The organism is Paraburkholderia aspalathi, from assembly GCF_900116445.1.
Classification (GTDB): domain Bacteria; phylum Pseudomonadota; class Gammaproteobacteria; order Burkholderiales; family Burkholderiaceae; genus Paraburkholderia; species Paraburkholderia aspalathi.
Map to the genome: position 1 here is coordinate 27,385 of NZ_FPBH01000008.1, position 15,667 is coordinate 43,051.

General features: G+C 62.8%; 12 protein-coding genes. 5 read left to right on the forward strand and 7 right to left on the reverse strand.

Features of this window, described 5'->3' with window-relative positions; all coding sequences use genetic code 11:
• The first annotated feature begins 153 nt into the window (after nucleotides 1-153).
• Nucleotides 154-1,344: an O-succinylhomoserine sulfhydrylase gene (locus BM438_RS14605; RefSeq protein ID WP_093634949.1), complete on the forward strand. Its 1,191-nt coding sequence runs from the start codon at nucleotides 154-156 to the stop codon at nucleotides 1,342-1,344.
• Nucleotides 1,345-1,416: 72 nt separating this feature from the next.
• Here BM438_RS14605 and BM438_RS14610 read toward each other — a convergent pair whose 3' ends face one another.
• Together BM438_RS14610 and BM438_RS14615 are read right to left on the reverse strand one after the other, a co-directional pair.
• Complete coding sequence (locus BM438_RS14610; RefSeq protein WP_093634950.1) at nucleotides 1,417-2,196, reverse strand: AraC family transcriptional regulator; 780 nt, start codon at nucleotides 2,194-2,196, stop codon at nucleotides 1,417-1,419.
• Nucleotides 2,197-2,240: 44 nt separating this feature from the next.
• On the reverse strand, nucleotides 2,241-2,582 hold the full coding sequence (locus tag BM438_RS14615; protein ID WP_027803023.1) for an FKBP-type peptidyl-prolyl cis-trans isomerase: 342 nt from the start codon (nucleotides 2,580-2,582) through the stop codon (nucleotides 2,241-2,243).
• A gap of 189 nt (nucleotides 2,583-2,771) precedes the next feature.
• Between BM438_RS14615 and BM438_RS14620 the strand changes: the two genes are divergently transcribed.
• From BM438_RS14620 to BM438_RS14630, 3 genes are all read left to right on the forward strand, one after another.
• On the forward strand, nucleotides 2,772-3,578 hold the full coding sequence (locus tag BM438_RS14620) for a sensor histidine kinase (protein ID WP_093634951.1): 807 nt from the start codon (nucleotides 2,772-2,774) through the stop codon (nucleotides 3,576-3,578).
• A 94-nt stretch (nucleotides 3,579-3,672) separates the two neighbouring features.
• Nucleotides 3,673-5,016 carry a hemolysin family protein gene (locus BM438_RS14625; RefSeq protein WP_054034925.1) on the forward strand — a complete coding sequence of 448 codons (1,344 nt, stop codon included), beginning with the start codon at nucleotides 3,673-3,675 and terminating at the stop codon, nucleotides 5,014-5,016.
• Nucleotides 5,017-5,097: 81 nt separating this feature from the next.
• Complete coding sequence (locus BM438_RS14630) at nucleotides 5,098-5,820, forward strand: sulfite exporter TauE/SafE family protein (RefSeq protein WP_093634952.1); 723 nt, start codon at nucleotides 5,098-5,100, stop codon at nucleotides 5,818-5,820.
• Between the two features lie 28 nt (nucleotides 5,821-5,848).
• On the opposite strand, the gene BM438_RS14635 is transcribed toward BM438_RS14630, so the two are convergent.
• Nucleotides 5,849-7,327 (reverse strand): dipeptidase, encoded by a 1,479-nt coding sequence (locus tag BM438_RS14635; RefSeq protein WP_093634953.1) that lies wholly within the window; start codon nucleotides 7,325-7,327, stop codon nucleotides 5,849-5,851.
• Between the two features lie 21 nt (nucleotides 7,328-7,348).
• Entirely contained in the window at nucleotides 7,349-7,978 is a 630-nt protein-coding gene (locus BM438_RS14640) for a TetR/AcrR family transcriptional regulator (RefSeq protein WP_167378393.1), read from the reverse strand.
• Between the two features lie 160 nt (nucleotides 7,979-8,138).
• On the opposite strand from BM438_RS14640, the gene BM438_RS14645 reads away from it, so the two are divergent.
• Entirely contained in the window at nucleotides 8,139-8,588 is a 450-nt protein-coding gene (locus BM438_RS14645) for a nuclear transport factor 2 family protein (protein ID WP_093634955.1), read from the forward strand.
• Nucleotides 8,589-8,671: 83 nt separating this feature from the next.
• Here BM438_RS14645 and treY read toward each other — a convergent pair whose 3' ends face one another.
• The 3 genes from treY to treZ are packed head-to-tail and all read right to left on the reverse strand — an operon-like array spanning nucleotide 8,672 to nucleotide 15,650.
• Nucleotides 8,672-11,536, reverse strand: coding sequence for a malto-oligosyltrehalose synthase (gene treY, locus BM438_RS14650; protein WP_093634956.1), 2,865 nt, complete (start codon nucleotides 11,534-11,536; stop codon nucleotides 8,672-8,674).
• Complete coding sequence (gene malQ, locus BM438_RS14655; RefSeq protein ID WP_093634957.1) at nucleotides 11,533-13,734, reverse strand: 4-alpha-glucanotransferase; 2,202 nt, start codon at nucleotides 13,732-13,734, stop codon at nucleotides 11,533-11,535. Before malQ ends, treY begins: the two co-directional genes overlap by 4 nt.
• A complete protein-coding gene (gene treZ / locus BM438_RS14660; protein WP_093634958.1) occupies nucleotides 13,731-15,650 on the reverse strand; it encodes a malto-oligosyltrehalose trehalohydrolase in 1,920 nt (639 codons plus the stop codon). The genes malQ and treZ overlap by 4 nt, the downstream gene beginning before the upstream one ends.
• Nucleotides 15,651-15,667 lie beyond the last annotated feature (17 nt).

Genomic DNA, 15,667 nt, shown 5'->3' on the forward strand with positions numbered 1-15,667 from the left:
CTCCGCTCCAGCTTTCCCCCGCACATGAAGCCCGCTTATGCCGACGCAAAAGCGGGCTTTTTTGTTGCTGCCGTTTGGTATTGTTGGGCTCGTCGTTTAACGTGAGCCGTAGACGCCGAACCCAGCCATGGAACATTGGAAACCAGAACCAACATGGACGACTCCCTGAACTTCGACACGCTGGCAGTCCGCTCGGGCACAGCGCGCAGCGACTTCAACGAACATTCGGAAGCGATTTTCCTGACCTCGAGCTTCGTCTTCGCGAGTGCCGCGGACGCCGCCGAAAAATTCAAGAATTCCGAAGACAACTACACCTACTCGCGCTTCACGAATCCGACCGTCTCGATGTTCCAGGACCGTCTGGCCGCGCTTGAAGGCGGCGAAGCGTGCATGGCCACGGCTTCGGGAATGGCCGCGATCATGTCGGTAGTGATGTCGACCTTGCAGGCCGGCGACCATCTGGTGAGCTCGCAAGCGCTGTTCGGTTCGACGCTCGGCATGTTCTCGCAAATCTTCAGCAAGTTCGGCATCACGACGACGTTCGTCGATCCGACCAATCTGGACGCGTGGAAAAACGCCGTGCGTCCGGAAACGAAGATGTTCTTCCTCGAGACGCCGTCGAACCCGCTCACCGAAGTCGCCGATATCGAAGCGATCAGCAAGATCGCGAAGGCGGCCAATGCGATCTTCGTGGTCGACAACTGCTTCTGTAGCCCGGCTTTGCAACAGCCGTTGAAGCTCGGCGCGGACGTCGTGATGCATTCGGCCACCAAGTTCCTCGACGGCCAAGGGCGTGTGCTGGGCGGCGCGCTGGTCGGCTCGAAGCAGTTCATCATGGAAAAAGTGTTTCCGTTCGTGCGCAGCGCCGGGCCGACCTTGTCCGCATTCAACGCTTGGGTGCTGCTCAAGGGCATGGAGACGCTGTCGCTGCGCGTCGAAAAGCAGTCGGCGAATGCGCTCGAAATCGCACGCTGGCTGGAAACGCATCCGGCCGTGAACCGCGTGTTTTACCCGGGGCTCGAATCGCATCCGCAGCACGCGCTGGCCATGCGTCAGCAGAAGGCGGGCGGTGCGATCCTGTCGTTCGAACTGAAGGGCGATACGCCTGAGCAGATGCGCGCGAATGCCTGGCGCGTGATCGACAGCACGAAGATCTGCTCGATCACCGGCAACCTCGGCGATACGCGCACCACCATCACGCATCCGGCTACGACCACGCACGGTCGCGTGACGCCGGAAGCGCGCGCGGCGGCGGGGATCAGCGAAGGCTTGATCCGTCTCGCAGTGGGTCTGGAAAACGCCGGCGATATTCGCGGCGATCTGGAGCGCGGTCTGGCGGGTTGATCACGCCGGACACATGCAGCAGAGAAGGAGAACGCGGGCCGCCTTTTCAGGCGGCTCGCGCATTGCACAAACTCAATGGCGCAGCGCGCGCCATTGACCGGGCGCCAGCCCGAAACGCCGCGTGAATGCGTGCGTGTAAGCGCTCTGATCGCCGAAGCCGATTTCTAGCGCGATATCGCTGAGCGACAGGCGTGGATCGGACAGCAAGCCAAGAGAGGTATCGAGCCGCAGACGCTGCAAATAGCGATGCGGCGTTTCGCCGAAGGCGTCGATAAAAAGCTGATGAAAGCGCCGCATGCCGAAGCCGCAATGGGAGGCCAGGTCGGCGATACGCAGCGGCTCCGACAGATGAGCGCGCAGCCAGCGGTCAATACGCGCGAAGTCGAGGCCGACGCCGGATGCCTGCGCCCCGGCCGCCGTGCCGGTATCGGCCACCAACGCAGCGCCCAGTCGCGCGGCTGCGTCCCAATGGAAACGCCGGGTATCCAGATCGTCGCCTTGCGCACCGCCTGTGGCGTGCGCGGCAATCCGATGCACGAGCTGCGTGAGCGAGGCATCCACCGTCACGGCCCGCGCGCGGTCGAACAAACGCTCCGGCACGGCCAGCGACGTGGCCGGTAGATCCAGCACCAACTGCCGGTTCTCGCCGACGCCCGCATAGTCGTGCCGTGCACCCGCCGGGATGAGCCAGGCGGAGCCGGCGTCGATCTGATGCGCGACGCCGTCTACCGCCATCACCATCGCGCCGTCGAGCCCGAGCACGACCTGGTGAAAGTCGTGTACGTCCGACGCCTCGATCGCGCCGTAGCGGCGCAACGAAACGCTAGGAGCGGTGACGGCGGCGTGACTCATCGGTGAAACCCAATTACAAAATACAAAACAGCGCAGCGAAAAACTTAGACGCCAAGCAGTTCGACTTCAAACACGAGCGTTGCATTCGGCGGAATCACGCCGCCTGCGCCACGCACGCCGTAGCCGAGTTGCGGCGGAATCGTCAGCTTGCGCGTGCCGCCGACCTTCATGCCTTGCACGCCTTCGTCCCAGCCCTTGATGACCATGCCGCCGCCCAGCACGAACGCGAACGGGTCGTTGCGGTCCTTGCTCGAGTCGAACTTCTGGCCGTCGGTCAGCCAGCCCGTGTAGTGCACGCTGACGGTCTTGCCGGCCACCGCTTCGGCGCCAGTGCCTTCAACGATGTCTTCGTATTTCAGGCCGGATTCGGTAGTCACAGTCGACATGTGTCGCTCCTTAGATCAAAAACGTAAAAACCGACATTGTAGGCGTGTTGGGCTCGCATCGCCGAGGATTGCCGTGTGGCATGTGGTTTGCGTTCAGGTTAGCCATCCGGCCAGGCTGGTTGCGCTGGACGGCATGCCTATAATGGGGCTTCTTTTGAAATTTGATGCACCGCCTGAGAGGGTTCGATCGTGACAACGCCTTCCACCGGGACCGCCGGCGCAACGCCGGTTCCTTCCGGCTTCGCCGTATCCGAACGCACCGCACGCCTGCGCGCTGAGACCGCGCTGTTTATGCGCGATCACGTGCTGTCGCTGGTGTCGCATGACCTCCGTGGTCCGCTGAACGCCATCCATAGCTGGGCGTACGTGCTCGAGCGCAAGCTCGATGCCAACGACCCCAATTCGCAACGCGCCGTCACCGGCATCCGTAACGGCGTAGAACAGCAGGTGAAGCTGCTGGAGACGATTGTCGACGCCACGCGCGCGGAGACCAAATCGCTGGAACTGGCATTTGCGCCGTTTTCGCTGCATCCGTTACTCGATGAAACCGTTGACGAAGTCCGTTCCGGGCTGGCGCGCACACGCGGCGTCGAGGTTACGGTCGAATCGCACCTCGCTACCGAGCAGCTCAACGGCGATCGTGAGCGCCTGGCCGCCACGTTGTGGCTGATGCTCACATTTGCCGTCGAGGCGAGCACGAAGGGCGCGGCGGTCACGCTTGCCGCACGCGCGGACGCCAGCAGGTGGTACGCCACGGTCACCTTCAATCAAAGCGCCGCTGCATTGAACGATCCGGCGGCGCCGCATTTGCTGGAAGCCTTTGCCCGCAAACAGGCGTGCGAACCACGCGAAGCCAAACGGATCGCGTGGGTGTTCGCGCTGTGCAAGCGCGTTGCGGAAGCGCACGGCGGCAGCTTCGAACAAAGCGATGCCGCTGAGAGCGAAGCGGTGACGCTCGCGCTGCACGTGCCGCTGAGTGCAACGACAGCAACGTGAACGGCGGCTGTCGGCGCGCATTCCTGCACGCGATTAACTTTCAATTTGCTTGCGCCATCTATACTGACAACTTTTGTTGCCGGAGCCCTTCGCTTTGATCCAGGTTGTCGCCCTTATCGGTGCATTGTTTCTCGTTGCCCTCAACGGTTTTTTCGTCGCCGCCGAATTCGGTCTGGTGAAGCTGCGGCAAACGCGTGTGCAAAGCCTCGCGGCCAAACATGGCATGCGTGGGCGTTTGCTGGCGAAGGTGCACGGGCGGCTCGACGCGTATCTGTCCGCCTGTCAGCTGGGCATTACGCTGGCGTCGCTTGGGCTCGGTTGGATCGGTGAGCCGGCGTTCGCCGAACTGCTCACGCCGGTCTTCAGTCTGCTCGGCGTCGAGTCGGAGAAGCTGATTCACGGCATCTCGCTGTTCTTCGCGTTCTCGTGTATTTCGTTCCTGCACATCGTGGTGGGCGAGCTGGCGCCGAAGTCGCTGGCGATTCGTGAAGCGGAAAAAGTTTCGCTGTGGGCGGCCACACCGCTGTACGGTTTCTACTGGGCGATGTATCCGGCGATCTGGGTGCTCAACACGAGCGCCAACGCGGTGCTGAAGCTCGCGGGCCTCGATGCGGACCACGGCCACGATTCGCATTACTCGACCGACGAACTCAAGCTGATCCTGCGCGGCCGCCGCGCCAACGTTGCGACTGAACTCGGTGCGCCGGATGGCGCATACAGCCAGGACGAATGGAACACGATTGCGCATTCGCTGGATTTTTCGCGCATGACCGTCTCGGATCTGATGCGCCCATCGTATGAAATGGTCGGCCTGCGGCGCGATCTGCCGTTGCGCGAAAACATGCAGGTCGTGGCGCGGCACCGCTTTAGCCGCTATCCGTTGTTCGAAGACGCGTCCGGCGAGCGCGTGGCCGGCATGATCCATTTGAAGGATTTGCTACTGGCGCGGCACGCGGGCAGCACACTCGACGACCTCTCCAAATATGCGCGCCCCGTGCAGTACGTGAAGCCGGACATGCCGGCGCTCGAACTATTTCGCCGCTTCCGCAAGGGCGCGCCGCACTTCGCACTGGTTGGTCACAAGAACTCGAAGCCGATCGGCTTTCTGACGCTGGACAATCTGCTCGGTGCGCTGGTTGGGCAGATCCACGACGAATTCCGCCAGGGCGACGCCGACTGGACGCGCATGGACGACGGCACGCTGATGGGCAAAGGTAGCTTGCCGGTGGTGTCGTTGGAACGCGCGCTCGGGATCGACATCGACGAAGGCAAGGCCGAATCGGTCGGCGGCCTCGTGATTCAGGCGCTCAACGATCTGCCTACCGAAGGGCAGCGCGTCGAGTTCGATCGCTTCGACGTGGTGGTCAAGAAGATGAAGGGGCCGCGCATCGTGCTCGTGCGCGTTTATCCGAAGACCTACGACGACGAAGGCGGTTGAGCGGCTTCTATGCTGCATCCGCTCCAGGTCCGTTAAAGCATCGTTCGAGTAAAATCGTCGCCCATACCACCCGGGGGCGACATGGGATATTTGCTGGTGCTGTGCGTCGGTTTGCTTGCGGGCACGTTGAGCGGCGTGATCGGCACGGGCTCGTCGATGATGCTGATGCCCGTTCTCGTGATGCTGTTCGGTCCGCAGCAGGCGGTGCCGATCATGGCGATCGCCGCGATCATGGGCAACTTCGGCAAGATCCTGGCGTGGTGGCGTGAGATCGACTGGCGGGCTTGCGGCGCTTATTGCGCGACTGCGGTTCCGGGCGCGGCGCTGGGTGTGCGGACACTTCTTGCGTTGCCGCCACATGCGGTCGAACTTGCGTTGGGCTTGTTCTTTATCGCCATGGTGCCGACGCGACGCTGGCTTGCGCGACGCGCTATCAAATTCAATCTGTGGCAGCTTTCGCTGATCGGCGGCGTGGTGGGTTTTCTCACCGGCATCGTCGTTTCCACCGGGCCGATCACGGTGCCCGTGTTTATGTCGTATGGCCTGGTTAAAGGCGCTTTTCTCGCAACCGAAGCCGCTGGATCACTGGCTGTCTACGGCACCAAAGTCGCGGTGTTCAATCATTTCGGCGCATTACCACTGCATGTGGTGATCGACGGTTTGATCACCGGCTCGGCACTCATGATCGGATCCTTTTCCGCGCGGCTGATTGTGGTCCGGATGAGTCCTGCGGTTTTCAAACTTGTCGTGGATGGGTTGATGTTGTCTTCAGGCGTTTCGTTGCTGTGGGCTGCGGGGCGGTAGGGCCCTTTTTGCAAAAACGCACGGGGCATCATCCCACCGACGCCTGAAACACCCTCAGGTAGTTCCCCCCAAGAATCGCCCCAACTTCCTGTTGTGAGAATCCGGCCTGCAACAGCGCACTGGCCAGATCGGGCAACTGTTCGTAGCTTCTGAATACCGGGGGCGAAATGAACCCGAGCATATCCGTCCCCAGGCCTACATGTTCCACTCCCACGACATCCGCCATGCGTTTGACGCCGTTAGCCATCGCGTGCAAATCGTGAAACGTTCCTGAGCTCGGCCACACGCCGATCACGCCACCCGTGCCGGCGATCACCCGCGCATGGTCCGGCGTGATGAGCCGGCTTCGCGCGCTCGGATGAGTGGCCAATGCCGAATGCGAGAGCACCAGCGGTTTAGTCGACGTATCTGCCGCGCGCTTCACCAGATCGTAGGTGCCGTGCGCCACATCCACGACGATTCCCAACGCGTTACAGCGCTGTATTACCTGCGCGCCGATGTCCGTGAGGCCGCCATGCACCGGTGGTTCGGTCTGGATATCACCGAGCTCGTTCACGCGATAGTGCGTCAGTTGCAGATGTCGCAATTGATGCTTCGTGTACGCCTCATCGACACGATCCACCTGGCCTTCGAGAAAATCCGCGCCTTCGGCGGAGATGATCGCGCACGGACCCTGTGGACCCAATGCCGTCAGCGAAGTAGTGTTCGTCACCACCCGAATCTGCTCGCGTTCGATCAACTGATGGGCGCGCAGGAATTCCGTCTGGCCGAGCGCATACAGTTCGCCTGGCTGTGGCTCGCGCCATGCCTCGAAACGCTTGCGGTTGTCCGCCACGCGCGTGACCGTCGTGTCCGTGACGATCGCAAGGCAGATGACATTCATGCCGCCAGCGCGCATTGGCGCGGACAGTGGGATAAACGGACGATGCGCACCGATCGCCGGATCGCGCGACACGATCACGCGGCCGCCGTGACTGTGCATGTCGACGGTGAACGTGCCGGCGGGCGCTTGCCATCTCGGCGCGGTTTCGGATTGCGTGGATGACACGGATGGCGCAGATGCCGTTGTTTGCGCCGTTTCGTCATGCGCCTCGGTATAGCCGGCAAAGTGCCCGGGCGCACAAGCCGTCAAGCCCAGCGCCGCGCCTGAGGCGAGAAACGCACGCCGGCTAAATCGCCGCTGTGAAGCCCGTGGACGCCCCAGCGGCACTGCATCGATTAACCGATACCGCCAGCCCGCGGGATCGTCGAGAAGACAAACCAGCCGGCCGCGCAAAGCCAGTGCCTCCACCTGTGGCGCGAGCGGCGCGGCCATTTGCACCTCGATCGACGTCAACGGATTGCGCGGCACGCAGCCCCCACAACACGGCTCGTCGGCGCTCAGCAGGAAGTAGTCGACCGTGTCGGCTTGCGGGTCCAGCGGAATCATCCAGCCCGATATGTCGATGGTCGCGCCGTGCAGCCTGTCGGCATCCCCGGTTCTGATAATCGACCAGTCGATCTGCATCGGTGCTCCTCCCGGGTGCGTTTATTTGCGCGTAGATGTTACCCGGCTTTTATCTGGCGTCAGCGTTCCGGCCATGCTTTCAACGAGCTTCAACGCCTCCGCTTTCAGGGCGACGGGATCGTCTGCGCCATCGAGCAATTGTGCCGCTTCGCACACCATGCTGCCGATCATGCGCGCGGCGAGGTAGGCCTTGGTTTTTTCCTTGCCGGTGGTCTGGTTCGTCAGCGCATCAATGAGCAGACCGTAGACGTGCACTTCTTCGATCTCGCGGCAGCGTGCCTGACCGAGCACGGCCGGCGCAGTTTCAATGACGAGTTGCCGGTAGGCAGGTTCGGTGCAGACCTCCAGAAATTCGCGAATGCCCGCGCTCATCCGTTTGGCTGGCGGCGCGGATGCGGCAGCGGATCTGACTTTGGAGGCAGCGTCCGCCTGGAGAGACTCGACCAGAGCGTCGAACAGTTCGGCCTTGTCAGCAAAGTGATGATAGAAAGCGCCGCGGGTCACGCGCGCACTGCGTGAGATGGCCTCTATCCCGACTTGCTGGTAGCCCTCCGAGGTGAACAACTCGCCGGCAGCAGCGATGAGCGCCTGACGGGTCGCGTCCGCATATTCCTCGCGACGGGATTTGGGGGTTGGACCTGCGGTCGGCATAGGCAGCGTTTTTATCCCTTGATTTTTCACATTCGAATTGTAGTATACATACACAGTGTATGTGAAAATCTCGTTGTATGTTAAATCGGACTTCGGCTGCGGCCTGAATACACGGGCAAACAACACCGTCGGTAAGCAACCCATTCAGGAGCAAACCCACATGACGTCAGCAGAAAAATACCTTCCCCCGACTGCGGAGCAGTTAGCCAATGCCCGGATAGCAGTGCAACGCTTCGCCTCGGAGTGGCAACACCCCGTCGCCGATAACCTGGAAGCGCTCATGCACGAGGACACACGAAACCTGATCCCACCCATGACCGAACCGGCCGACAGGAAAGGCGTCATCGAACATTTCCGGCAGGTCCTTACCCAACTGCCGGATCTGAAAGTCGACGTCCTTCAATGGGCACCTACGGGCGACGCCGTCATGATCGAATGGCAAGCATCGGCCACCGTAGCAGGGCAGCCGTTGAAGTGGTTGGGTGTCGACCGCTTCAACCTGCGCGGTGACCGGATGTACAAAGGGCAAGTGTATTGGGACACGCGGCGAGTGGCGGAACAGGTGGCCGAGGCGGTCAAACGCGCGCAGCAAGGCGGCTCAGCGGGATGATGGACCACCTTGAATGAGTCGATAAAAAAGGCGGCTAAAGCATGTGCGCTCTAGCCGCCTTTCAACCTTCGACAACGCGCCGATCAACTGCGTGGCACACCGTCCTCCACCAACACCGCAATCGGCATTGCGCTCAACGCATCGCGCAGATAAAGCAAACCGTTTTCGTCGACCTTGGGCGCCGCCGGACTCAGCCAGTCGAACAACGCCCGCGCGGCCAGATCCGCAGGCATTTCGATCGCCGTATCGCCCCATTTGACCGGATCGACCATCGGCAAATCGCCGCTATCGTCTTCTTCGCCGAGCAACCCGGCAGCAAGCCGGCTTGCCACCACCACAGCCCACGCATTCCCATGCCGCCGTGCAAACGCGATCACATTCGACGCATGCGCACCGCGCACTGCAAGCGGCAGATACGTACCCTGACTCAACAACTCCGGCAAATGTGCGCGCAACGCCAGCACGCGCTGCACTACCGCGAGCTTTACCCGGCCATCGTGCCAGCTCGCCAGAAATTCCGAAGGCGGTGTTTGCGCGAGCCATGCCTCGCGTTTGGCAAAATCGACGGGCCGGCGGTTGTCGGGATCGACCAGACTGAAGTCCCACAACTCAGTACCCTGATAAAGATCGGGAATCCCAGGCGACGTCAACCGCAACACGGTCTGCTGCAAACTGTTGAGCGTACCGGCGCGTCCAATCCGCGCTACGAACGCGGACAACTCGCGCAGGAATCCATTGCGCCGCTGCGGCGCCAGGATATCGAACAGGAAATCGCGGCAGCCGGCTTCATAGGCTTCATCGGGTGCGAGCCAGTTGGTCTGCAGCTTCGCTTCCCGTAGCGCCTTCAATTGCCATTGCGCGACGCGCTCAGCCAGGTCCTTGACGCCAGCGTCATCGTCCGGCTTTAAGTCCGGTGGCCAACTGCCTACCAAGGTCTGGTACAGCATCGCCTCGGCGGCGGGGCCTGGCGCCCAATCGTAGCTTGTATCGTGGCTCACGCTGCTGATCGGCTTACCGTCGAGCGCACGCCGATGCGGCGCGTTCAAGGTCGACCACGCACGCAACGTCGCGCTCCAGTCGTGAGAAATCTCGCTCAACACCGCAAGACGCGCACGCATGTCTTCGCCACGCTTATGGTCGTGCGTGGCTGTGGCGAGCATCGCGTGAGGAAAGCGCTGCGAACGTTCGAGATTCGCCGCATGAAATTGCGCGACCGAGAAAGCAAACTCGCCCGGGTCTGAGCCGACTTCGTTGCGCGATAGCAAACGTCCGTAGCGATAGCACGCTGTATCTTCAATCGCCTTTGCGGCGGCCGGTGCGGTCAATTGCGAAAACAGCGTCTGCGCGGTGCGCCGCGCGGAACCTGCATGACTTGGCGGGGCACCATTCTGACCTTGCTGTTGCGATGAGACCCGTGCATTCGGCACTTCCTCGGCGCTGCCACCAAGCCACGCGTTCACGCGGTCGAGCACCACGTAGTCCGCGCGCGACAGCGTCTCTCTCGCGCCTGCCAGTGCCTGCTCGAAATACACGTTATCCGCAGCGCTGCGCAGCCCGTTGTGTGGATAGACCCGATACACCGGAAAATGCACGACCAGTTCGGCCAGCACGCGCCGCAGCGCGGTGAAGGTGAAATCGCGCGTGGTCAGCGAATCTCGGGCAATGCGGTGCAGCGCGCGCGCCGCGCGATCCAGTTCCGCTGAGAGGTTCTCCGCGAGAATCTTGCGTCGCGCGGCCAGGGCTTCGTCGGCGAATCGCGGGCTGCGGCCGGTGAGTTCGGCCCACGTCTGCGCGAGCGGTTCGGCGCCGGCCGGATCGTGCAGCAGCGCGCCCACGTCGTTCATGAAATCGTAGCCGGTTGTGCCGTCCACGGGCCAGTCGTCGCGCAGCGGCTCGCCACGGCCGAGAATTTTTTCGACGACCACATACGGCGCAGTGTCGCGCAATTCGGTGAGGCGCTGCCGCAGACGCTGACAGTACTCGCGCGGTTCGGCGAGACCATCCACATGATCGATCCGCAAACCATCCACCACGCCTTCCTGATACAAACGGAAAATCAGCGCGTGCACGGCCTCGAACACTTCGGGCCGCTCCACGCGTACGCCGGCCAGCGTCGAAATGTCGAAGAAACGCCGCCAGTTCACTTCATCCGAAGCAGTACGCCACCACGCAAGGCGGAAGTGCTGCCGTTCGATCAACCGATGCAAACGGTCACGCGTCACCGGGTCCGCGGGCGAATACGATTCCAGCACCAATTCGATCGCCGACCCGCCGTTTTGCGCGACGAACTCGCGCAGCATGTCGCGTCCTTCGGCGGTGCGCGGCTGATCGGTGGGCTGCGTCGTCAGGCCATGGAAACGTTCGGCCAGTGCGTTGAGATCGGCACGGTCGGCGCTTTGCAGAATCGCGGCGTAGTCAATTGGGCACACCGGAAACACATGTGGCCCGTAGCCGATATAAAAGCGCCCACTGTCGGCCGCAAAATGCAACGCAATCCGGCCGGCCGCGAGTTCCTCGCCGTACGGCGCACCGAGTGTCGGCGCCAGCACCTTGCCGCGCAAGGCCGGATCGGGCGAATGCCAGTCGACGTCGAAATGACGTGCGTACGCGCTGTGCCGGCCCCATTCGAGGATGTCGAGCCACCACGCGTTGCTCGAGCCGCCGACGCCCATATGGTTCGGCACCACGTCGACGATCAACCCCATGTTGTGCGCGCGCAGTTTATCGGCAAGGCGCTTCAAGCCTGCTTCGCCCCCGCATTCAGCGTTGACCTGGGTGTAGTCGACGGTATCGTAGCCGTGCATCGAACCCGGCTCCGCGGTGGTGACGGGCGACGCGTACACGTGGCTGATGCCGAGCGCGGCGAAGTAGTCGACGTGCTTGGCGGCATCGTCGAAGGTGAAGCCTCGATGGAACTGGAGGCGAAGCGTGGAGCGCGGGACGGTCATGGCGTATCAGGCTCCGAAGAAACGTTGGAAGCAGCAGGAACGGTGGCGCCGCGGCGCGCGCGGTCGACCGCCAGCAGGCGATCGCTGAAGGTGCCGTCCTCGAACAATGCGTCGATGGGCAAGATCACGCGGCGGCGCCAGTTCGGATGCTCGTCGATCGAGCCGGGCAGATTCGGCTGCTCGACCAGTGCGAGCAAATCTTCGAGCGGGAAAGTGACGAGCGGCCCAGGCGTGGCGGCCACGAAGGCGAGCGCTTCATCCACGGGCGCCTTGTTGGGCGGTGGGGCATCCACGTGCGGCGCGGCGACGCCGGCTTGCTGAAACGCGCGCCATAACAGCGCGCGATCGGCGGCGCGTTCTTCCTGTGCCACTTCCTCCGCGTCGCGGCCATCGGCGCGCGCCATCGTCTGACCGATCCGGTTGCGCCACGTGATGTCGCTGCCGCGCCACCAGCCCGCCACGGTCGGCAGATCATGGGTCGTAGTGGTGCCGACAGCGTTGCGGTCCCATGCCTGCGGTGGCTTGAAACCCTTGCCGCCTTCCGCGCCTTCGAACCACAGCACGCGAATGCCGGAGAGACCGTGCTCGTCGAGCCGCTCGCGAAAACCGGGCGGCACGGTGCCGAGATCTTCGCCGATCACGATCGCGCGATGCCGCCACGATTCGAGCGCGATCAGCCGCAGCAGGTCTTCGAGCGGATAGCGCAGATAGGCGCCGTTACGCGCGCTCTCGCCTTCGGGCACGAGCCACAGGCGCCGCAAACCGAGAATGTGGTCGATGCGGATACCGCCCGCATGCGCGAACGCCGCACGCAGCATGTCGATGAATGCGGAGAAGCCCTGCGTGCGCATCGCGCGTGGCGAGAAGGTGGTGAGCCCCCACGCCTGGCCGGCCTGGTTGAACAGATCGGGCGGCGCGCCCACGGAAATGCCTTGCAGCATGTCGTCACGGTACGACCATGCATGGCTGCCGGCACTATCGCAGCCGACTGCGAGGTCGGCGATCAGGCCGACGGCCATCCCGGCGTCGCTCGCTGCATGCTGCGCGTGCGACAAGCCCTTGGCGGCGAGCCATTGCAGAAACAGATGAAAGTCGACTTCATGCCGATGCGTTTCGGCAAAGGCTTCAACTTCCGGACTGCGCGGATCGCGCAACGCCTCGGGCCAGTTGCGCCAGTGGCCATTGCCACCTTCCTGAGCCAACTGCACCGCCTGCAATGCTTCGAAACGCGCGTGGTCTTCGAGTGCACGGCCGGCACGTTCGCAGAAGCCATGAAATTCGAGCGCACGCGGCGTGTCGTGCGCGCGTTCCTGGATGCAGAAGTTCTCGTACAGCGCGCGCAAAACCTTCAGCTTTAACACGACCGCGTTCGGCCAATCGATCAGAGGCAAATCTTCGAGTGCCGGCCATGCTTTGGTGGCCTGCGCGGCCTCGAGCGCGGCGCGCGCGGCGTCGGCGCCGAACACCGCGGCGGGGTCGATATGCGTGACGTTCAGCCACAAACGCGACGACGGCGAATACGGACTGAAGCGATTCGGCTCGGCGCTGAACATCGCGTGAGTCGGACTGACGGCGAGCGCATGCGCGCCACGCTTGGCGCTTTCAATCGCCATTTGCGCGAGGGCCGTATAGTCGCCGATGCCGCCATCGCCCGTGCGGCGCAAGCCGTATAACTGCGCAGCGATACCCCACAACGGCGGCGCTTGCGTCGAGGCGCCGTCGTGCAGCGTGTGCCAGGCATCGGCGACGGTATAGCAGCGTGACGGCGCCACGGCCAACGTCACGCGTTGTTCGTTGATGACCAGCGTGTGATAGCCGGGCTCGTCGATCGGCGCGAGCAACGCTTCTTCGCCTTTGGGCGCCGTGAAGCGGCCGTCGATGATCGAGCCGCTTTCCAGTTCGATCCGGTAGTGACTGCCGGATTTGATCGCCGCGATCGGCAGTGCAATGCCGCGTTCAACCTCCGCGGTCATCAGCGGCGGCAGCTTGCGGCCGGATAGTTCGGCTTCGAGCGCGGCCGCGCTGTGCCGGATCTGCGTGGCGTTGCCGCACGGCAAGCCCATCCGGTCGAGCAGCACGGCGAGCGTGCTCTCGGGTACGTGTTGCGTCGTGTGGTGCGCGTCGCGCCACTCGACTTCAAAGCCGGCGCGCGTGGCAAGGGTCACGATCGTATCGTTTGGACGGCGGGTTGCACTCACGCGTGGCGCTCCTGTTGGCCTGCGATGCGGGCATCGTGGCCGATGGCATAGTCGCTGACGTCGCCGGTCACCCACGCGACGAACGCGAATGACGGCAACACCTTGGCGTCGATCTGCTCGCGCACGCGCGGCGGCGTTTCGAAAATCACTTTGCCGTTAGGCAGATCGGGGAACGCCACGTTTTCCTTCGAGAGATTCAACGCGATCGACAAGGTTTCGCCGTCGGCGAGTTTCCAGCGGGCGATCAGCGCATTGGCGTCGCCACCGTTTGCAGCGGTCAACACAGTCGAGCCGCACGCTTTGGCGTGTTTCAGGCGCGGCGTGATCAGCTTCGCCCGCACGGCGAGCGCGGATTTGTAGAAGTGCATCCACTCGAGACGGTCTTTTGTGTTGTCGTCCGCGGCCGGGCTTTGAACCGGCTCCGGCGGTGACGAGGCCGCAAAGGTCCGCACGTCGTTCGGATCGGGAATCTGCGCGCGACGCTTTTCATCGCTGAACGCCGAAAAGCGTGCGAATTCACGACGCCGCCCTTCGCGCACGGCGTCGGCGAGCTCGCCGGTGTAGTCGGTGAAAAACAGGAACGGCTGGGTCGAGCCGTATTCCTCGTCCATGAACAGCATGGGGATATGCGGCGACAGCAGCAGTAAACCGGTGGCGGCGCGCAAGGCATCGTCCGACGTCAGCTTGCGCAGGCGCTCGCCGAATGCGCGATTGCCGATCTGATCGTGATTCTGCAAGAACATGACGAACGAAGTGGGCGACAGATGCCGGCTCGCTTCGCCACGCGGCGCGCCGTCGTGAATCGGCGATGGGTCGCCTTGATACGCGAAGCCTTCTGACAACACGCGCGCAAGGCGCTGGATCGGCTGATCCTTGTACGCGTAGTAATAGCCCTCCGTTTCGCCTGTGAGCAGAACGTGCAGCGTATTGTGCGCGTCGTCGTTCCACTGCGCGTCGAAGTGCGTGTCCAGCAGGCTCGCGCTGTTGTGCTCGTTTTCCAGCACCAGATGCACATGCCGGCCGTGCTGCACTTTCGCGCGGATATGGTCGGACAATTCGCGCAGCCACGTGTGATTGTCGATCGCATGCACCGCATCGAAACGCAGGCCGTCGAGACGATATTCGTTGATCCAGTAGACAGCGTTGTCGATGAAGAAATCACTCACTTCACTGCGTTCGAAATCGATCGCGGGGCCCCACGGCGTGTGCGTGCCTTCACGGAAAAACGAGCGGGCGTATTGGTGCAGATAATTGCCGTCCGGTCCGAAGTGGTTATAGACCACGTCGAGAAACACCATCAGACCGAGACCGTGCGCGGCATCGATCAGCGCTTTCAGTTCTTCGGGGCGGCCATACGCGGAATCGGGCGCATACGGCAGCACGCCGTCGTAGCCCCAATTGTGCTTGCCGGGAAAGTCGTTCAACGGCATGAGTTCGATGGCCGTCACGCCGAGCGCGACCAGCGCGGGCAGACGTTTCTGCACGCCCGCATAGCCGCCCATCGCGCCGACGTGCAACTCGTACAACACCGTTTCTTCCCACGGGCGACCATGCCAGTTCGTATGTTCCCAGTGGTAGGCGCGCGGGTCGATCACTTCGCTTGGGCCGTGCACGTCTTGCGGCTGGAAGCGTGACGCAGGATCAGGCACTGCCTCCCCGCCATCGAGCCGGAAGCGATATAGCGTGCCCGCGCCGCTCTCGACCGTCGTTTCGAACCAGCCGTTGCCGGCAGGCGTCATGTCGTGCGCGCCCTGGGCCGGTCCGTTTTCGATCTCCACCTGGACCGTCTTGCACGAAGGCGCCCAGAAACGGAATCGCGTGCGCGGCTTCGCGCCCGTTGCGCCCAGCAACTGCGCGCTGAACGGCAGGCAATGCGCGTGATGATGCGCGTGAGGATCAATCGGACTTTCGGACATGATTCATCACCATTCGA